16 protein-coding genes and 4 pseudogenes are annotated in these 18421 nt (G+C 57.7%); 14 read left to right on the plus strand and 6 right to left on the minus strand.

Features of this window, described 5'->3' with window-relative positions; translation table 11 throughout:
- The first annotated feature begins 863 nt into the window (after positions 1–863).
- Positions 864–1295, plus strand: coding sequence for an antitoxin Xre-like helix-turn-helix domain-containing protein (locus tag BQ8794_RS14465; RefSeq protein ID WP_077379097.1), 432 nt, complete (start codon positions 864–866; stop codon positions 1293–1295).
- The gene (locus BQ8794_RS14470) at positions 1292–1774 is read left to right on the plus strand and encodes an RES family NAD+ phosphorylase (protein WP_077378684.1); all 483 of its coding nucleotides are present in this window, start codon (positions 1292–1294) and stop codon (positions 1772–1774) included. Before BQ8794_RS14465 ends, BQ8794_RS14470 begins: the two co-directional genes overlap by 4 nt.
- Positions 1775–1804: 30 nt before the next feature.
- On the opposite strand, the pseudogene BQ8794_RS14475 reads toward BQ8794_RS14470, so the two are convergent.
- A pseudogene (locus BQ8794_RS14475) lies at positions 1805–2005 on the minus strand (integrase); the annotation flags it as partial.
- A gap of 367 nt (positions 2006–2372) precedes the next feature.
- Here BQ8794_RS14475 and BQ8794_RS14480 point away from each other — a divergent pair.
- Positions 2373–3554 (plus strand): RHE_PE00001 family protein, encoded by a 1182-nt coding sequence (locus BQ8794_RS14480; RefSeq protein ID WP_244554960.1) that lies wholly within the window; start codon positions 2373–2375, stop codon positions 3552–3554.
- 304 nt (positions 3555–3858) lie between these two features.
- Here BQ8794_RS14480 and BQ8794_RS14485 read toward each other — a convergent pair whose 3' ends face one another.
- Positions 3859–4506: an AbiJ-NTD4 domain-containing protein gene (locus tag BQ8794_RS14485; protein ID WP_244554961.1), complete on the minus strand. Its 648-nt coding sequence runs from the start codon at positions 4504–4506 to the stop codon at positions 3859–3861.
- 336 nt (positions 4507–4842) lie between these two features.
- Positions 4843–5013: a hypothetical protein gene (locus tag BQ8794_RS36410; RefSeq protein WP_244554962.1), complete on the minus strand. Its 171-nt coding sequence runs from the start codon at positions 5011–5013 to the stop codon at positions 4843–4845.
- A gap of 603 nt (positions 5014–5616) precedes the next feature.
- Between BQ8794_RS36410 and BQ8794_RS14500 the strand changes: the two genes are divergently transcribed.
- From BQ8794_RS14500 to BQ8794_RS14530, 8 genes are all read left to right on the plus strand, one after another.
- Positions 5617–6909, plus strand: a complete 1293-nt coding sequence (locus BQ8794_RS14500) for a DegT/DnrJ/EryC1/StrS family aminotransferase (RefSeq protein WP_077378693.1) — start codon at positions 5617–5619, stop codon at positions 6907–6909.
- Complete coding sequence (locus BQ8794_RS14505) at positions 6899–7675, plus strand: amino acid kinase family protein (RefSeq protein ID WP_244554963.1); 777 nt, start codon at positions 6899–6901, stop codon at positions 7673–7675. The genes BQ8794_RS14500 and BQ8794_RS14505 overlap by 11 nt, the downstream gene beginning before the upstream one ends.
- Complete coding sequence (locus BQ8794_RS14510) at positions 7676–8467, plus strand: nucleoside-diphosphate kinase (RefSeq protein WP_077378699.1); 792 nt, start codon at positions 7676–7678, stop codon at positions 8465–8467.
- A complete protein-coding gene (locus tag BQ8794_RS14515; protein ID WP_077378702.1) occupies positions 8464–8988 on the plus strand; it encodes an alkaline phosphatase family protein in 525 nt (174 codons plus the stop codon). Before BQ8794_RS14510 ends, BQ8794_RS14515 begins: the two co-directional genes overlap by 4 nt.
- Positions 8989–9080: 92 nt before the next feature.
- Positions 9081–9794: a methyltransferase gene (locus BQ8794_RS36415; protein WP_244554985.1), complete on the plus strand. Its 714-nt coding sequence runs from the start codon at positions 9081–9083 to the stop codon at positions 9792–9794.
- Positions 9795–9843: 49 nt separating this feature from the next.
- The gene (locus BQ8794_RS37015; RefSeq protein ID WP_254022829.1) at positions 9844–9984 is read left to right on the plus strand and encodes an aminotransferase class III-fold pyridoxal phosphate-dependent enzyme; all 141 of its coding nucleotides are present in this window, start codon (positions 9844–9846) and stop codon (positions 9982–9984) included.
- Positions 9963–11510 (plus strand): aspartate aminotransferase family protein, encoded by a 1548-nt coding sequence (locus tag BQ8794_RS36420; protein ID WP_244554964.1) that lies wholly within the window; start codon positions 9963–9965, stop codon positions 11508–11510. Before BQ8794_RS37015 ends, BQ8794_RS36420 begins: the two co-directional genes overlap by 22 nt.
- Entirely contained in the window at positions 11507–13219 is a 1713-nt protein-coding gene (locus BQ8794_RS14530; protein WP_077378708.1) for a GMC family oxidoreductase, read from the plus strand. The genes BQ8794_RS36420 and BQ8794_RS14530 overlap by 4 nt, the downstream gene beginning before the upstream one ends.
- A gap of 20 nt (positions 13220–13239) precedes the next feature.
- On the opposite strand, the pseudogene tnpC reads toward BQ8794_RS14530, so the two are convergent.
- The 3 pseudogenes from tnpC to BQ8794_RS37200 all read right to left on the minus strand — a co-directional run.
- Positions 13240–13941, minus strand: a pseudogene (gene tnpC / locus BQ8794_RS14535) (IS66 family transposase); the annotation flags it as partial.
- Positions 13942–14040: 99 nt separating this feature from the next.
- A pseudogene (locus tag BQ8794_RS14540) lies at positions 14041–14346 on the minus strand (transposase); the annotation flags it as partial.
- A gap of 1 nt (position 14347) precedes the next feature.
- Positions 14348–14481, minus strand: a pseudogene (locus BQ8794_RS37200) (integrase); the annotation flags it as partial.
- Positions 14482–15160: 679 nt separating this feature from the next.
- Between BQ8794_RS37200 and BQ8794_RS37365 the strand changes: the two are divergent.
- The 3 genes from BQ8794_RS37365 (at position 15161) to BQ8794_RS14550 (ending at position 18170) form a co-directional block, all read left to right on the plus strand.
- Positions 15161–15934: a transcriptional repressor gene (locus BQ8794_RS37365; RefSeq protein WP_425293539.1), complete on the plus strand. Its 774-nt coding sequence runs from the start codon at positions 15161–15163 to the stop codon at positions 15932–15934.
- Positions 15935–16204: 270 nt separating this feature from the next.
- Positions 16205–17197, plus strand: a complete 993-nt coding sequence (locus BQ8794_RS14545) for a thiamine pyrophosphate-dependent dehydrogenase E1 component subunit alpha (RefSeq protein WP_244554986.1) — start codon at positions 16205–16207, stop codon at positions 17195–17197.
- Positions 17184–18170 carry an alpha-ketoacid dehydrogenase subunit beta gene (locus BQ8794_RS14550; protein ID WP_210189838.1) on the plus strand — a complete coding sequence of 329 codons (987 nt, stop codon included), beginning with the start codon at positions 17184–17186 and terminating at the stop codon, positions 18168–18170. Before BQ8794_RS14545 ends, BQ8794_RS14550 begins: the two co-directional genes overlap by 14 nt.
- The last annotated feature ends 251 nt before the right edge of the window (positions 18171–18421 follow it).

An 18421-nucleotide genomic window follows, 5' to 3' on the forward strand; every position in this document is an offset into this window, starting at 1 on the left:
ATGGTGCCCAGAGGCGGAATCCAAGCGGTGGAAAACTTGCTCTGTTTCCAAATGGTTAGGACTCACGCAATAGCAGGACTAGCCAACAAAAATACCAACAAAATATTTCTGTGGATTGGTTCGGTTCCCGATATCGCTCTATTCGCTCAATGCCATCGCGTCCCAACCTTATCTCAAAAGCCCATTGCTGTCGCTACTCGAGTTTGGTCCAGATAGGTCCTCTCGATCGCATTGCATGGTGCGTGAGCTAATCGCAGGTCCGCTGCCTCCGATTCCCGACCTCTGATCGCTCTACCATTGAAGATGGCGGAGAGAGCGTATTTCGATTCCCTTCCCATCCCATTGGAAATAACTGCATCCTGCTCGCAGAACTACCGTCAGTCTGGGATGTCGGGGCTCGCTTTCCTCAGCGAGCCGAGATCGGGCAGCAGGTGCTCGTGGAAATGCTTTACATTCCATCCAGGTAGCGATGACGATAAAGTTCCAGCATCTCTTCAATCGCTTCGGCAGGCACTCGACGGGTCGAAATCTTGCCCAAACGCCGGTCGAGCAACCCAACTTCCCCAGCCTCTTGTAACGGTCGCGGGCGAAATTGCCGCCCCGACCGCCAAGCAACTCGCCTGCCTACATCATCGAAAGATCGCCGCCATTCCAGCGGCTCAAAACCTCTACAAACTTCTGCATTCTCCGGTCCTGTAGCCATGCTGTCCGTTTCATCCCCAGCCTCCATGCGCTGGCGAAAACCGGACAACTCACGTGCTACCTAATCTGGACAACTCATCTGCTTACGAAACGCGCTCATGCGGCGCTTGCATGACGCACCATGTGAGGCTATATTCTGCCTCAAACGGATGGAGAGTGAGATGCTAGCGTTCGGAAATGTCGCCGACGTGTTGGGGCTGCCCGTCAAAGAGGTGGCGGCGCGGTCGCCTTTCGGGCTGATCTCCCGGATCGAGGATGGACTTCCTATTGGGGCACTCGAGCGTGTTGCACGTCTTCTGGCGCCTGGCGATGCTCAGTTCAAATACCGGCTGATCCCCAAGGCGACCTACGAGCGGCGTAAGATGGTACATCGTCTCTCATCGGACGAGGGCACACGATTGGCCCGCGTGGCGCGCGTCTGGGGTCTTGCTGTCGATGTCTGGCAGAACGAAGAGGAAGCGCGCGATTTCTTGTTTCGGCCGCACCCGATGATTGAGGACAAGCGACCGATCGACGTCGTTATCCTGAGCGAGTTCGGCGCCGAAATGGTGGTCGATATCCTCGGAGGTCTGAAGTACGGCAGCGCTGCGTGACGGCGCAGACTCTCGATCGCACCTTATCGTCCTTTCGCATCGGCGATCCGGCCGGCACCTATCCGATCTTCGACGCGACCGGCTCGACAATCGCGCCAGGGCGATGGAATACGCCCGGAAGTCCTATCATCTACACCAGCGAGCACTATTCGACGGCCCTTTTGGAAAAGCTGGTGCATGGCAGCGGCCGCCTGCCGCCCAACCAGCACTACATCGAAATCACGATCCCGCGCGGGCTGAGCTACGAGGTCTTTTCCCAGCCGTCACTGCCGGGCTGGGACGCGATGCCGGCGACGGTGAGCCAGGGATTTGGCGAAACCTGGTGTTTAGAACGGCGCAGCGTCATCCTGCTGGTGCCGAGTGTCGTGGCGCGTCTCGATTGCAATGTGCTGATCAACCCGGCGCATTCGGAGTTTTCAAGGATTCAGACAAGTCTGCACCAGCCCGTCTACTGGGACCGACGGCTGTTTGGCGCGTAACGGGAGTGAGCCCGCCGCAGCCAGAGATCATGCTTCGAGGTAACCGAGATCTGAGGCCAGGGCGCGCAGGGAATTCTCGCCGATGCCTTCTTTGGCGAGATGGCGCAGTGGCGACATCGTCGCGGTGAGGATTTTGGCCAGAAAATCGCGCCGGTCGAATGGCAGCACCGAATCCAGCGCATCGAGCGCCTCCGCACGGCGGAGTTTTTGGTCTGGTACGGGCCTTGGCAGGCGCGCATCCACCGACGGCTTGCCTCGCGCTGTTCCTTGCCGATGCGCGCCAGGCGCGCCAAGAAACTCCTCATGTGCAAGAATCTCCTCATGTGAACGATGCCGCCGCCGGCGCGGCCGTGCAGCCGGTAGACTGGTCCTCCGAGCTGCTGCGCCTCGGCTAGCATGAATTCAACGGCTTAGCTTGGCGAGGTGGAAGGCCCGCACCCTCGAAAACTGCCCGGAACGGAAAAGCATGCTTTCAGCTTGGCGCTTCAACAACGGCCCGGTCTCGCGATCCGCGAAGTCTGGCGTCAGGCGGGCAGGTCGACTTTGGCTTGGCTTCCGCCCAGGAACCGCGATCACGAGGCTACTAGGCCGGCCCGGAATGGCCGCTCGGCAACGTCGTGATTGTCGACTGACAGAGAGCCGATGCGCGATGGAGATCTCTGATGGCATGTCTCGGACAATCCCGTGGGCCGAGATCGCCGGTCCGCTGGTGACGGCCGAGGACGCCATCGCGCGTCTCGACGAGCGGCTTTCCCGTTCGCCGGTGCGTGACGGTTTTGTCGAGCGGTTTCATTTTCACGATGCGGCGGCCGTGCTTTGGCTCGAGGGCGAATTTGTCCATGTCGAGGATCTCGTCCTGCACGATGCGCATATGGACATCCGCACGCCCACGCACGAACTCACCCGCGCGCGCACGATCCTGCGCGCTCACCGTCAGATCTTTGGCAACGCAGCTGATTGGGCGATCGGCAGGGACGGGATGCGGCAACTCATCGGGCGCGGCGGCGGCGGGGCGCTGCGGAAGGGCCGGGAAGGCGAGGGGACACCGGAGCCGCAGATGCACCCAGATGAGACAATCGAGACGGACGGGCCCGATCCGCTGGCCGAGGAGTTCGCAGCCATCGACGCCGTGCTCGCGCGCTCAAGCGCGGTCCTCGAAGGTGTCGCGGTCGAGCGGCCGTCACGGCCGCAAACGACACCTGAGCGGGATCCGCTAGTCTACGACGCGGATTGGGACGAGCCCGCCCGACTCGACGACTGGCGTACGCTGCTCGATCGCACGGCCGATCTTTCGCCCGTATTGGCAGCTGCGGTGCTTTGGGACGCTTGGGAGGACATCGGCCCGCTGCAGCATCAGCCTTGGCTTGGCACCCTTTTGGTGGCAGCCACACTGCGGCAGCGTCGCAAGACTATCGCTCATCTGCCGGCTCTCAACACGGGCTTGCGTGTGATCGGCCGCGAACGCCGACGCCATCGCAACAGGACGGAGCGATGGCTGGCCTTCTTCGACGCGGTTGTGGAAGCGGCCGCGCTCGGCCTAAAGGAACACGACCGCCTGGGGATGGCGCGAGAACAGATGCTTCGCCGCACCAGAAACCGACGCGGCAACTCGAAACTGCCCCAGCTGATCGACTACGTCCTGTCGCGGCCCCTGGTGTCCAGCGCGATGATCGAAAAAGACCTGAAGGTGACGACGAGAGGTGCGCTTAACCTTGTCGGCGAACTCAATCTGCGTGAGGTGACGGGCAGGGGGCGTTATCGTGCTTGGGGGATCGTTTAGGTCGGCGATGGTGCGACCAAGCACCGAGACGTCAAGGGTTCCGGTTCCCCGCAGGGCAGAATAGAAGCTGGCGCTGGAGATCAGTCAAAAACCCTGGCAAGCGCTCAGTGCACTTGCCGCGTCCGATGGACCAGGAAGATCGACACGGCGCAGGCGACGCTGACGACCAGCTCTGCCTCGTCATCTCCGAGTTGCTGTCCCTCCCGAATGTGTCGCGCCCGGTCTGAAGCAAAGCCCCAGAGCTTTTCCACGGCCTCGTCGAGCGGACGAGGAAGGTTGAGGCGTGGCACCAGGCGGCCGAGTGTCAGTCCCGGTTCGTTGGCGATGTCGCGTGCAACGCTTTCCAGCGCCGCAATGGAATGCTGGATAGCGCCTGTCCTGTCAGGCTCTGGCCGGCGGGAAATGTCGCGCAAAGCCTCGCGGATTTCGGGGCGGCATTTGTGCGTCCGGTCGCTGTTAGGGCCTCGACGGCGTTGATGGTCGCGGCTGTAAAGGGGGCGCTGCCGCGAAACACGATGCCCTCGTTGTCCTTCAACTCCCAGCCGATGCCCTTTTCGCGGAAAAATCCGTTCAGCTCGTCGCGAAACTGATCCGCCTGCTGATAGTGGAGGCTGCGATGCAGGCGTTCTGCGATGTCATAGACCTTGAACCATTCGCAATCTTCGAGCAGCCCCCGAACCTCATCCCAGATGTTCGGGTATTCGGACCAGTTGTTGCGGTCGGGCGCCACAAATAGGACGGTGCAGACCACATCTCGAATGCGGGTCGGCCCCATTCCTGCGTTGACGGCGATCTGCGCGATGGCAAAGCGTAGATCATCTGGCGCGTCTTCCCGGATGGTGATCTCCGGTTCGGCCGGCTTGAAGCCGTAGCGATCTGAAAATTCTGCGACATGGCTGAAACTATACGATCGAGGCAAGGTTGAATGCGTCCCGGCACCGGAACATTGCATTTGTCCACCTAGCGGAAAACTCGGTTGGCGTCTCGGCGCGATTTGAAGGTCAGCCGATGGAGATTTGGAGTTCGTTCACCTCCACGATAGCGGCAATCTCCGAATAGAGGTCGACCGCTTGGGCCCGATGCAGAGATCGAGATGGCCAGGGAATAGCGCCTTGTCCTTTACCCGCTTCTGGCCGGTGTGCGATTTTCACCAGCCGCCAACGGGATAGACGGCGATGGCGTCATGACCCGCAAGCTCGATCGCACGGCCACGCCACAGATCGCAGTGTAGCGATCCCGCCTGATTGGCCTTGGGGCCGAGCAGCCAGCAGCTTGCTTCCGCTCCGGTTTAGGCCCCGTCTTTTTCCTGGCTGGCGGAGATGCGGCTTCTGAACCGCGCATTCGTCTCGGTGCGTTTCTTCATGTCGAAGCGGAGCCCGAAGGAGCGGTAGGTGTCCGGCCGGGTCGCGGCCTTGCCGGAGAGGTTCGGCTCGATGAAATAGGAGAGCGTCACCTTCATGACGACGATTCGTTCTCGATCTGCTCCAGCGCCGTTTTCGGCCAGGGCAGATCGTAGAAGTGCATCTCGTTGAAGACACCACTCAAAACCTGGTTTTCCAGTCAGTTCTCGCATTCAGCTACCCCCTTTTGTTCCTCGTCGTGCCACGAAGTCCTGGCATCCGTCCTGGGCGGCTCCGTAAGAGCACGTGCAAGTGCGGCATACGTGATCTTTGGCGTCGCGCGGGTCGCGGGTCCCGATAGCCGAACAGCTCTTGGACGCTGTTCGGGACGGCACGTTGATGCTGTTGGCTCCGAGCATCGAGTGCAAATGGACCTCTCTCTACTGCTTTCTCGACGACAACATCATCGAGATCGACAGGGGCGATCGCACGGGTCGCCGGTTTATATCTCTTGAAGGCGGGGGAGAATAGGTCGGATCTTCGACATGTCGGACGTGCGACACAGCGCCATCACCGTAATCGTATTGTTTGGAAACGATTTCCTCATTTGGCTCGACACTTGCGAGGCTGCTGGCGCGGATTGAAGAGAACTCATTCCAAGGGAGTCAGGGGCGCATGGCGACTGCCGCCGTCGCGGTCTGGACGCATTGGCCGGAGGTTTGATGAACAAAAACGTCAATCTGAATTTGGAAGCTCGCGCCAAGACTGTTGGGCGGCCTGAGACATCACTCGCACTCTTTGGCGGAAACCCTATTGTTTCTCCTGGGCGGATAGCGCCATGGCCGGCAACAAAGAGAAAGCACCTCAAGGCACTTCGCACGGTCGTAGAGAGTGGAAAATACCATCGCGCCAACCACCCTATTGTATCGGATCTCGAGCGGCGTCTTACCGACTGGGCGGGGAACTGGTCTGTTCGCGCTGTGGGAAGTGGTACTGCAGCCATCCATGTGGAACTTGACTACTTCAAAGATCGAGGGAACCGCGTTGTCACCGCCGCGCTCAACTGGCCAGGCGCCGTGGGCCCGATTTCGATCAGCGGCCTTGAGCCAGTATTCATAGACGTCGATCTGGACCTGGCCGGTATTGATGAGGGGGCCGCGGCGAGTTGCTTTGAACCTGATGTTGCGGCCGTCCTCATTACGCATCTTTTTGGCAACAACATATTTACACCGAGACTGAGAGCCGTTGGGCGAACGAGGGGAATCGCGATCATTGATGATGTGTGCCAGTCAATTGGTGCCATCAAGAACATTGTCAATGGTATGTATATCGACAGCGATGCCCTTGCACTGTCGGGAAACGGCGCCAAACATCTGGGGGCAGGTGAGTTGGGATTCGTAGTCACAAAGGACCCGAATCTCATACAGCATGTTGATCATGTGTCCTTGACTAGCTCGTCCAGGAACGGGGCACGGATTTTTTCTCCAAACTCGCAGGGATACAATTACCGACCCAATGTGTTCTCGGCCGCGATAGCCAGGTCTCGCGTGAAGGGTCTCGATAAGCAGCTCCAGAAGCGGAGAAGCAACGCGACGCTACTCTGGAATATGGTCGAGCATCTTCCTGGCTTAGTGCCGCTTTTCGATCCGAATGATCACCATCAGTCGATGCTCAACTTTCCTCTGCGCATCGACCTGGAACGGTTCGGCTTTCCTGCTGGTCCGGCGGCGAGAGATTTTGTCGTGAAGTTGCTGCAGGCTGAGGGTGTACCGGTTTGGGTCTGGCTGACAAAGCCCGTCTTTGAGTATTTGCCGGGCATTCGCAAAAAATGGCGTGCGGCGGATTTTCCAAAGACGATCAAGCTTCTGGATACGATGTTTTATGTCTCCGAAATCGCCCCGCCGAACGATGCTGAGGTGATGAAGCTCTATGCCGACGCATTTCATAAGGTCTGGGAGGTCCTTCCAAGATTGGTCTCCAATACCCGGAAGTTGCAAGCGCCGCTTGAGTTTTGAAGAAGGATGGAACATGCAGCCGGCCATAAAGGGTTTTCCGCCTTACGGCATTTCCGTTGTGGTGAAGTTCGGTGGAAGCCTGATGCGCGATCTAGAGGCGTGTAGGGCGGCTTTGGCTGAGCTGGAACGCCTGGGGCGCCGCGGTCATCGAATTTTGATCGTTCCAGGAGGCGGGATACCAGACAAGGCTATCGAGGCTGTTGACGCGACACATCCGCTGGCCCCATTCACGGCTCACCATGCATGTGCTCTCGCCCAGGATCAGACCGCCTATATGTTGTCTGATCCCGCCCTGTCATCCGATCTCGTCGCGTGCTCGACATTGGGCCAGTGCCGGTTCCGCCTGAGAGAAGGCAAGATCCCCGTACTGTTACCGTCTCAGATCCTGTTCGCCCTAGATCCGGTGGAGTGGAGCTGGGATGTTACATCTGATGCGGTCGCTGCCTGGATCGCTTGGCTTACGAATACTCCGAAGCTCGCGATCCTGACGGATGTCGACGGCGTTTATCGTAATGCTTCGACGGGTGATCCCACGGCCCTGATCGCTGAAAGCAGCGCCGATGAATTAGGCCGCCTTGGTCACACTTCAATTGATGCCTGTGCCGCTCACTTCATGTCACAGCACGGGCTTTCCGGCGTGGTGCTCAACGGTGCCCACCCGCATCGCTTGGGTGATTGGCTTGAGGGGAAACAAGTAACGGGCACACGTATCACGTCTACACCTCACATCATTTCTGCGCCGCAAACTGCATTGGGGGCCGCGTAAATGTCTTCTTTGGGATTGACGGTTTACGGGCCCGAGGTCGCAAAATCCGGCCTGACTGCAGCACTTGACGATTTCATTCGCCGGAAGACAGAACTTGAAATCGAGGAACGATCCTTTGCCGTCCACAGTCGCACTTCCATTGAAGCGTTCTATTCCCTCACGGGATCAACGGGCGGGAAACACTGGCCGCTCGTGCTGGACCTGTTCGACATGCGGCCGGTCTGTGCAACACTATGGATCGGGGACAGCGCTTTATCGAGCCTTCAAAATCTGAAGGGCAAGACCCAGCCTGCCCAAGCGGCCAAAGGAACCATTCGCAGTCGCTTTTACTGCGATAATCCAGTCACGAATCTTGTCCACGTCAGCGACAGTGAGAGCTTGATGGACGAGGAACTCAGAATTCTTCGTGCTCACTCCACGGGGACAGGCGACACAAGTTGGCGGGCGCTCAATTCCGGCCGGATTTCACACTCATCGTTCCGCGTGCTGCTTACAAGCTTGGGGAATACCCAAGCACCTCAATCCGACATCTGCAACAGCGGCGACGATGCGGTTGCGAACGCACGCGCTGCATTCGAGCAGGCAGAAGCGCTGGCCGTTAGCTGCGGAATGCTGGAGACAGTCCAAGGATTTCTCGCGGGTGACTTTGCCAGCCTGGAATACCTCCTCAACAGGGTAGGCGGGCTTTCAGCCTGGGACCGCCTTCTGCTCGAGGCGGGCCTTTTTGCGATGCCTTACTGGAACTCACTCATCAATGACTCGCCGGCATTGCTGACTGGTGAGGGAGCATGATGTCGGGCGTATTGTGCACCGCGCTCACGGCGATGGCGCCTAATCGATCAGAAGAGAGTTGGCTCGCGGGCAGCAGCGTCATCGCTCATCTCCTAGAGCGAATCCCAAACGACATTGATATCCATCACCTTCAACAGGACGCATTTGAACATGCAATCGAGCAAGACACGAATGTACTGACACGATTGGGGTTCGTGGCAACTGAGTCAAACGTTTCCTTTAGTGAACTCGAAAGAACCTTTGTCCATGCGCTAGGAACAGTAAAAATCGACTGGGTTATAGAGCCTGAGAGGCCGAAGCCTCTTATTTTTGATCCGACCATCGGTGTACGCGCCAACTATGCGGCCGTCGTGGCACGCAAAATCGAGATGTACAAACACGGCCGCCTCGCCAAACACCGAGAGGATCTTCTTTGCCTGCTCCGCAGCAAAGCTTCCATGGAGACCGAACTCGACATCGCATGCTTCAGATCTCAGCTCGCCGCGTTGGAATTGAGAGCGCCTACCATGAGACGAAACTGATGAACCTGCCTATCGGGAAATCCCACATGACGAACGTAGAAGAAATAAGAGAGATCTTGGCCTCAAGCCAAAACCGCAGTTTTCCATTCCACATGACCGAGTTCGGATTAGATTTGGTTGTGCAGGAAGGGGTGTTTCCTCCAGAAGAGTTCGTTGGCTGGCGATGGGCGACTGAGAATTTCCCCCCGGTTCATGGACTAGAGGTCCTAGAAATCGGGTGCGGGTTTGGTCTGCCTGGCCTGCACCTCGCGAGAGCGGGGGCCAGATCTGTGACGTCCGTTGATATAAACGCCCGCGCAGTCGCCAACACGATTGAAAATGCCGCCCGAAACAACATCTCTAACCTTGAAGCTTTCGAAAGCGACGTTTTCTCTAATGTGCGGCCCAAGCGACGGTTCGATATCATTTTCTGGAATTTTCCCAGCCGGTTCGCCCCGGACGACTATGAACATGAAAACGATCTTGAACGTGGGATAATCGACGCTGGATACGCTTTGCTACGGAGATTCTTATCAGAGGGGCCGGAGTGGCTTACGAACGATGGCCGGATAATCATGGCCTTCGGTAGCGACGCCCGCGATGACATTCTTTCACAGATTGTACGCGAAAACCGGCTTGAAGCATCTATACTAGTTCAGGGATCGCGGCAGGCTCGGACAGCGACATATCGGCTTGTGCAAGTCCGTAAGGGTCACGAAGAGCCATATAGTCGGTTCAGCCAGTCTCGGGTACTCACCGAGCGCGACTCGGGGGCTATATCCGGCCGGCGTCACCAAAGTTTCGATAGCACCAGTCCCTATCGGTAAGAGAAACGAAAATCTGTCCATCTACGCGCATGCGGGAGAAGGCGCACGCATACAAGATGCCGACGGGAACAGCTATGTTGATTTTCACAACAATTTTTCGACCTTGATCCACGGACATCGGCACCCGGCAACCATCGCAGCTATTGCTTCTCAACTGGAGCGCGGCACTTGTTTGGCAATCCGACGGTAGCTGACATCGATCTCGCACAGGCGATTTGCGAGCGCATTCCCGCCATCGAGCGTGTTCGCTTTTTGAACAGTGGGACTGAAGCATTAATGTTCGCGATAGAGGCGGCCAGAGCCATGACCGGCCGCACTCGGCTAGCAAAGCTCGAGGGAGCTTTTCATGGTACTTACGATTGGGCTGAGGTGAGCGCGCGCAGCAGCCCTAACAATTGGGGAGGTGACTACCCGAAATCAAATCCACCGTATCGCAACACGCCCCCGCATGTATGCGAGGAAGTCGTCGTTTTGCCACTCGACGACACCGCACGATCGAAGACCATTATCGAGCAGCATGGTTCCGACCTCGCCTGCATTGTTGTCGATGTGCTTCCCTGCGCCGCGGGCATGATCCCGCTCAACCCCGACTACTTGACCATGCTACAGGACACTGCGAGAAGGCATGGGATTTTGTTGATTAGCGACGAGGTTGTGTCCTTTCGAGTTCACTACCACGGTGCTTCTGCAGCGAGAGGTTTCCACCCTGATCTCGTAACATTGGGCAAGGTGGTAGGCGGCGGATTACCCATCGGGGTGGTAGGCGGGACCTCCGCGACCATGGAAGCCTTCGCTCCCCACGATAGTGCGACAGTACCTCAAGGTGGAACGTTTTCAGCGAACCCACTCACGATGGCCGCCGGTCGCGCTGCACTTGCCGCGCTGACGGTGGGCGAAATTGACCGGATCAACGAACTTGGTAACTACCTCCGTCAACAAGCGGAGGAGTTTGCCTCCCAGGCGGGCGTGGCTATCACGGTGCAAGGGGCCGGATCGCTGTTTCGATTCCATGCAAAGCAGCACCGGCCATTGTCGTATCGCGAAGCCCATCATGATATCGCGGAAAGCGAGGCTCTGCGACGACTGCACGCCGGGATGCTTGAACGCGGCATTTATGTAGCGGCCCCTTTCTGGGGGGGGTATTTCGACTTCAGTGACAAAACTTCACGTCGACGATTTCCTCGATGCCTTCCGCGCATGTCTCCGCGAAACTCCCGATCTCAAGAGACTCGATCGGAGAACTGCCACATGAGCGAAACCACGTCGCCACCGGAATCGGAGATCGCCCTGTTCAGCTTGCTAGTCTGCGACCTCACCGCGTTCGATGACTTTGACACTCAGCTGCTCGCCCTCAATCTGTCCACTTTAAGAGCGGAAAGAGCTGCCGTGGGCGATATTGATCAATTGCTCAGCGCATACAGTATGCTACGGGCAGAATCCGCTCCGGGCGATGTTGCGTACCGTTGCCAAGCACTTCGCAGCAACGGAGACTTTGAGGAAACGCTCAAGCAGATCCTCTATCTTCTTTATTTGGGATCGATTCGCGTCAACGGACACTGGAAACGTTGCGGTTGGAGGCAGCATGAAGACGCGCTCGTTTGGAAGGCGCTTGGCGTTCATTCCCCTATGACCCGGGGGGAGGGTGAGTTTGGCGATTGGGCCGATAGACCGCGACACCGGGCTCGGACGGACCAGCGGAACGAGCGACTGGCGTGAGCATTGACCTCCGCGACGTCGCGATAATCGGATCTGGATTCGCAGGCTCCCTGATCGCAAGTTCATTGGCTGAAGCGGGCATGGATGTTGTGCTGATCGAAGCTGGCTTGCCAATCGAAGACGAGAGGCACGTCAGGCAATGGCGACGCGAGATATTTGCCAACTCAGATGAAGCCGAAATCTTCGCCCCATATGCGGACCTCCTTGCCCCACAAGATAGGGAATACAAATCCGAATATTACGTCCAAGAGGCTACTGGAGCCGACCGTTTCGAAGGTCAGTATCTGCGCGTTGCTGGTGGAACAGGCCTTGCCTGGTTAGGGACAGCGTTGCGTATGTGCCCGAACGACTTTCGGATGCAGACGACATATGGCCGGGGGCGAGACTGGCCAATCACTTATGCGGACTTGGAGCCATGGTACTGCTTGGCTGAAGAAGCAACTGGAGTGGCCGGCAGCCCGGAAGCCGACGTCTCCTTGAATTCATCGAGAAGCAAGCCCTTCCCCATGCCAGCTATACCGCAAAGCTACGCTGATCAATACGCAATTGCTCGGATCAAGGGCCTGCAATTTGCTTCTCAGGAAATCCGTATTGTGCCTACTCCTCAAGCCCGTAACTCAATTGACGGGTATAACGGCCGGCCACTTTGTGAAGGGTATTCGTCCTGCGTGCCACTTTGCCCAATAGGCGCAAAATACGATCCTTTAGTACATTTACGACGCGCACTATTGAATGGAGCGGAACTGCTTGTGGGCGCGGTCGTCTCGAAACTGGACGCGTCCAGCGACGGCCGGATAACTACCGCTTGGTTCGAGCACAGCGACGGCTCGACCGGAAGCCTCCAAGCCCGCGTGTTCGTATTGGCTGCGAATGGGATAGAGACGCCGAAGTTGCTGATGCAGTCCAATCATCAATCTGCCGCTGGACTGGCGAATGAGAGTGGTCTGGTCGGATGTAATCTTATGGATCATGCTGAGAAGCACTCCTGGGCTCTCGTTCCTGATCCGATTTTTCCTTACAGAGGGCCACAATCTACATCGGGGATTGAAATTCTGCGTGACGGGCCATTTCGGAAAGATCGAGCAGCATTTCGGACCGCGCTGCGCAATGACGGCTGGCGCAACGTTAATGGCGCCCCGTATGGTGAAGGAGCTTTATCATCCGCTGCGGTCGGAGGGACGTTAGTTGGTTTGGTCGACCAGCAGGGTCTTATCGGTGAGGATTTGTTCAATGCGGTCCACCGCATAGGAATTCGACAATTTGCACTGCAAAGCATTGTTGAAATACTTCCAAATCCGTCTAACCGGATTACGCTCTCCTCGGAGAAAGACGGCCTTGGCTTGCCTCGTCCGGAAATTCATTTCCGGCTCGACAAATACAGCCGCGATGGGATCGCGGCCGCAGCACGCCTTCATCGAGAGATCTTTCGCGCGTTACGCTGCGACCAAATGGAGTGCGGCATTCATTTGCAAGACGATAGAACTGCGTCGGATGCCGGTGGCAGCCATATTATGGGCACTACTGTCATGGGAAACGATCCAAAGACGTCGATCGTAGACGCGAATTGCATGGCACATTCCCACAAGAACCTTTTGGTTGCCAGCAGCGCAGTTTTTCCGACAGGAGCAGCGGCAAATCCGACGTTGACAGTATGCGCACTTTCCCTTCGGCTCGCCGAATATCTCAAAGAGACAATGCATGCGCGTTAGCCATGGTCGCCGTTCTTCCCTTTTGGGTCGATGTCGTTCAGGCGGCAGGTGGTGATGGATGTCAGCATGACGGCAGCCCGGTCGGCGCCGCGCTGGCTCCCGGCAAATGTCCACGCACCCCTTCCCAGGGCCACACCTCTCAATGCCCTTTCTGCGGCATTGTTGGTCAAGCACATTCTGCCGTCATCGATGAAGCGGGCAAAGTCATCCCAGCGCGAGAGCATGTAGTTGATCGGCTTGAGGACATCGGAGGAGCGCGAGAAGGTATCGCGCTCGTGGAGCAACCACTCGTGCATGTCATCGAAGAGCGGCTTGCTCTTTTCCTGCCGCACGGCACGCCGCTCGTCAGCGCGGCGGCCGTTGATGGCGCGCTCGATGTCGAAGAGCGCGTCGATGCGCTTGACCGCCTCCAGCGCCGTCGGGGAGATCGGTTTGCCATTCCTCTTGCCCTCGCGGGCATTTTTCTCGACGTCGGCCAGTTCGAAGAATCCCCTGCGCGCATGCGCAAAACAGAATGCGGGCGTGATCGGCAGCTCTTTCCGCTTCGGAACGAAGAGCGGATTGAAGCCGCTATAACAGTCGACCTGCAGGATGCCGCCGAACCGGGCCAGATGTTTTTGTGGGTGCTCACCTCGTCGGTCGCTCGAGGCGTAATAGACCGCCGCCGCCGGCGCGGCGCCGCCGAACGGCTGATCGTGGCGCACATACGTCCAGATACGACCGAGGTCGTGTAAAAACGCGATTGCAGATTGCGTATGACGGCCGCTGTTTCGCTGTTTCGAGCGTGGCAGCGATGAGGCCGCTGGCGGTCGGGGGCGTGATCAGGCGGCGATTGCCGTCATCAGCGGCTTGACGCCGAAGATGTTGATCATGCGCTTCATGTTGTAGGCGAGCACCTGCAAGCTCATCTCGGTTCTGACCTGTTCCAGGGTCTTTGTCAGGAAATGGGTGCTGCCCATCCACGCCTTCAGCGTTCCGAACGGGTGCTCGACGGTCTGCCGGCGGATGGTCATGGCATCCGGCATGCGATCGAGCCTGTCCTGCATCTTGTCGAGGACGCCTTCGTGTTGCCAGCGCTTCAGGCGCTTGTGCTTGTCGGGCGTGCATCTGGGTTTGAGCGCGCAGGACGCGCCCGAGCAAGTCCGGCGACTTGCTAAAATAGCGGGCGAACAGCGACACCTGTTGCAGATACGAAGCTGGGTGTTGAGCGCGAAGTTGCGCACCTGCATGTCCTCGCTCATGCGCTGGCGAAGTTGGGTCATGACAAAACTCCTCCTTTTGTCTGATGGAATGGGCTGCAAGCAGCCACTCCATGCTGACGCAGTCGGAGCTTGTTGTGGACACATGACCAGCACGACAGACGACGCGATCAGATCACGCTGTCGGCACTCACCCTCCTTGCCGCTCCGCATTCGCGGAGCGGGTTAGTCCTAGTCAAGGAATGGAGAGGTGCGCATTACTTGATGTATGGCTTGACGTACGATGCTGGCAGTTGCCCTCTTGCGTGATCGGGCCGCCGGCATCGATGCCATGACCTGAAAAACCTGCTTGGCGATATCCAGACGGATTGTAGTAAACTTCTCCATGGACGGCTCTCCCTCATGTGACTTGCGGCGGCCACAGTATGGCACTTCGATGCCGGAGCGGAGGCCGTCCATACCATCAGGTCACGCCGCTTGTTCGTAGCGCCCGCACGGTTCCATCCTTTTGTGTGGGCTTTCAACATTTCTTGTCCAGCTTCGGACAAAGAAGATTGCGAATTTCTTCCGTCGACGCCTCCTCAGTGCAAAAGTCGTGTGGCTCCCTAGCCTTAAGTCAAATGGCGCGGTGCTTGCTTCAGAGAAAGCACGTACAAGGCTGGGAGCAAGACCATTGCTGATTCCGCGAAACTCCTTACACGCGCACGAGGAGAGCGTCGCGACTTTCGTTGAACCTCGGCACATGGTCGACTCCCGGAGTTTATCGTCGGCAGCTGCATTGCGCTTGGCTGGGCGGAGAGGGCCGACGCGCCAACGCGTGGTGCTCGCCGAATTGCCGTCGACTGGTCCTCATCAGCATGTGCGTGCCGAAAAAGTCCGTGGAAGGCTTACGCAAGCCGAGATCGGCGTCTCGCGAGCAATCCTCCACAACGCGCTGAACCAGTATCCTGAATCGGGAGTTTTGGGCGTTCTCACAGTTGACGCATCATACGCCTATTTCGGTACGGACACTTGCGATCACCATCACCTTTTTCCTCAACATCAATGTGCATTAAAGCGCCACAAGAGTAGAAGGCCGGCCCGAGCCGCCCGAATACACTTAGATCAGCCAACCGACCTGATCATTCGGATGGCAAAGACGAGGAGGAGCCAAGACGTCGCCAACATCCGGATGGCAAAGAGGAGGGGCCGCAAGAGCTTGCTATACCCAGGTCACCTGTGTCAGTGCCAAGCGCGGCGTCCTGTTCTCGCTGCCCCTCGCCTTCACCCGATCTGCTCGTTCTATGAACGGCCAATTTTGAAAGGCCCCCTGGGGAGTTTCGAGAAGGAGGGAATTGACGCGGCCTACTGCGTGTTCGACCACGACGCCTCCGTCGTCAGCGCATGGTCAAACCTTTGCGTCTGCGGGATGTCAAGCTTATCCCGGACGGCTCAGGCGAGATCACGTGCAAGTTGGGCATCGAGCGGTGGATTCGGTATGCGGCCGTGGTGCCACGCCGCCGTGATCAATGATTGAGCAATTGTGTTTCTCAGACGGCAGCGAGAGCAACCCCTATAGGGTGTCGTCGCCGCAAAACGTTCTTGAAACGTCCAAGACCCGTTAAACCTGAGGCCGACAAAGCAGCCATTCTCGTAATTACCACTGCCTCGAAAGTCGACGAATTACACCCGCTGGATTTGCTGGACCTGCGCTTGGCGATCCCATGCGGCATCTTGTGCTGGATATTGGAGCAACGTTCGGATCATGCGGCTGAATGGTGATTATAGACTAGAAGCCTATCGGCGGATGCTTCGCATCCGTCGGTTCGAAGAAGAGGGTATTCGCCAATTTAACGGTGGCAAAATCCCTGGTCCCTTTCACTCGAGCGTGGGTCAGGAAGCCGCTATTGTGGGAGCATGTCTCGCGCTTCGGTACGATGACACGGTGACTGGAACGCACCGTTCGCACGGTCATCCCATCGGAAAGGGTGCTCATCTGAACGCTCTTATGGCCGAGCTTATGGGCAAGGAGGACGGCATTTGTAAGGGGCGTGGGGGATCGATGCATCTTGCAGATCGATCGGTCGGCATCATCAGTGAATCGGCCATTGTGGGGGGAGGCATCCCAATCGCGACGGGATGCGCGTTCGGCGCAAAAGTGCGGCGCATCGACCAGGTCACTCTCTGCTTTTTCGGCGACGGCGCGGTCAACCAGGGCACTTTCCACGAGTCTCTCAACATGGCCTCGCTGTGGAAGCTTCCCGTAATCTACGTTTGCGAGAACAACGGCTTCGCGATCACGACGTCAGTAGCGCAAAGCCACGGGCAGCCCGACATCGCTCTGCGCGCAGCAGGCTACGGGATGCCGGGTGTGACCGTCGATGGGCAGGATGTGAGCGCCGTCTACACCACGACAGCGGAGGCGGTTACACGGGCGCGAGCGGGTGATGGCCCGACTCTCGTGGTTGCCAACACATATCGGTTCGATGAGCACGATTTCCGCTTGGTGATTCCGGGGGAGCCTTATCGATCGATTGAAGACGTCGAGGCTCACAAACGCGACCGCGATCCGATTTTGCTCTATCGCACTCGGCTCATCGAAGAAGGGGTAAACGACCAGAGCTTAAGAGCAATCGAGTACGAAGTCGCCAAAGCCGTCAAGCAGGCTGCAGAATTTGCGTTGTCCAGCCCCATGCCTCGGCCCGAAACTTTGCCCGACTACATGTTCAACTCGCCCCTCCCAGGACATTGCGGCCCCGCAGCTGGGCAGCACAGGATTGATCGACATGCAAACTGCTGACAACAAGCCCGCCATGACGCGCTTGACGTATCTCGAAGCGCTCGTGCAGGCGCAGATAGAGGAAATGGAACGTGATGAGCGCGTCGTCCTGATGGGAGAGGACATCTTGGTCTTTGGCGGAGACACAGTTGTTCAGCGCTTCGGAAATAACCGAATTTGGAACATGCCGATTTCAGAAGGCAGTTTCACAGGACTGGCAATCGGGGCTGCCATCAACGGATTGCGACCGGTTCTTGATCTCACAACTGCCAGCTTCATCTATCTCGCCTCAGATCAGATCATCAACCAGGCGTCAAAGTTGCGATATATGACTGGAGGCCAGATCGACATTCCGATCGTGTTCCGTTGCTGTATGCATTCGGTCGGTGCCAAGGCGGCACAGCATGCCGACCGGCCCTATCCGTTTTTCATGAATGTGCCGGGCCTCAAGATCATCAGCCCGACAACTGCCGCCGACATCAAGGGGCTTATGAAATCGGCCATTCGCGACGGCGATCCTGTACTCGTCTTCGAGGACCCCCGCCTGTGGCCGCTGAAAGGCGATGTGCCCACAGATCCAGACCATCTAATCCCAATCGGCAAAGCGGATGTGAAGCGGGAGGGGAACGACGTTACTCTTGTCGCTATTGCCGGCGCGATACGCCCCACGATGGAGGCTGTTAACGCACTCGCTGAAGAGAGTATTTCGGTGGAAGTGATTGACCCACGCACCTTGAAACCGCTTGATCATGAGACGATCAAGTCGTCGGTTGCCAAGACGGGGCGGCTTGTTGTCGTAGAGAATGGGCATCGGGTCTGCAATGTCGGAGCCGAAATCGCCGCAGTTATGGCGGAAGAGGCGTTCGATCTATTGAAGCGACCGATTCTGCGAGTGTGCGCCCCTGACATTCATGTCCCCTTCAGCCCTGCACTCGAGAAGGACTTCTTCGCGACGAAGGAACGAATTATCACCGCGGTACTGCGGCTGCTCTAATATTTCAAAGACGCTGAATTGAGTGATACCAACCGACATCGGATACTACTGCGATCCACCAATTCCACAACTCCGACATGCTCGATAAATGGTGGCCTCCGACAGCCGTGGGCCGCAGCGCCGAAGCCAAGTCGAGTGAGGAAATACCTGCGGCAGTAAAGGATTTCGCCGAGCGAAAAGGTCGCAGGCGCTCAAGTGAAATATCCGCGGATCGCTCAGCGTACCTAATCGTTGCGGCTATAGGTCGAAAG

Source organism: Mesorhizobium prunaredense (genome assembly GCF_900156895.1).
In the GTDB taxonomy this organism is placed as follows: domain Bacteria; phylum Pseudomonadota; class Alphaproteobacteria; order Rhizobiales; family Rhizobiaceae; genus Mesorhizobium; species Mesorhizobium prunaredense.

What these genes read in the sequence shown, in the direction of transcription:
- BQ8794_RS14465 (WP_077379097.1), top strand. Translation starts at nt 864, where the DNA reads ATGCTAGCGTTCGGAAATGTCGCCGACGTGTTGGGGCTGCCCGTCAAA.
- BQ8794_RS14480 (WP_244554960.1), top strand. Translation starts at nt 2,373, where the DNA reads ATGGCCGCTCGGCAACGTCGTGATTGTCGACTGACAGAGAGCCGATGC.
- BQ8794_RS14485 (WP_244554961.1), bottom strand. Translation starts at nt 4,506, where the DNA reads ATGCAATGTTCCGGTGCCGGGACGCATTCAACCTTGCCTCGATCGTAT.
- BQ8794_RS36410 (WP_244554962.1), bottom strand. Translation starts at nt 5,013, where the DNA reads ATGAAGGTGACGCTCTCCTATTTCATCGAGCCGAACCTCTCCGGCAAG.
- BQ8794_RS14500 (WP_077378693.1), top strand. Translation starts at nt 5,617, where the DNA reads ATGAACAAAAACGTCAATCTGAATTTGGAAGCTCGCGCCAAGACTGTT.
- BQ8794_RS14510 (WP_077378699.1), top strand. Translation starts at nt 7,676, where the DNA reads ATGTCTTCTTTGGGATTGACGGTTTACGGGCCCGAGGTCGCAAAATCC.
- BQ8794_RS14515 (WP_077378702.1), top strand. Translation starts at nt 8,464, where the DNA reads ATGATGTCGGGCGTATTGTGCACCGCGCTCACGGCGATGGCGCCTAAT.
- BQ8794_RS36415 (WP_244554985.1), top strand. Translation starts at nt 9,081, where the DNA reads ATGACCGAGTTCGGATTAGATTTGGTTGTGCAGGAAGGGGTGTTTCCT.
- BQ8794_RS37365 (WP_425293539.1), top strand. Translation starts at nt 15,161, where the DNA reads ATGGTCGACTCCCGGAGTTTATCGTCGGCAGCTGCATTGCGCTTGGCT.
- BQ8794_RS14545 (WP_244554986.1), top strand. Translation starts at nt 16,205, where the DNA reads ATGCTTCGCATCCGTCGGTTCGAAGAAGAGGGTATTCGCCAATTTAAC.
- BQ8794_RS14550 (WP_210189838.1), top strand. Translation starts at nt 17,184, where the DNA reads ATGCAAACTGCTGACAACAAGCCCGCCATGACGCGCTTGACGTATCTC.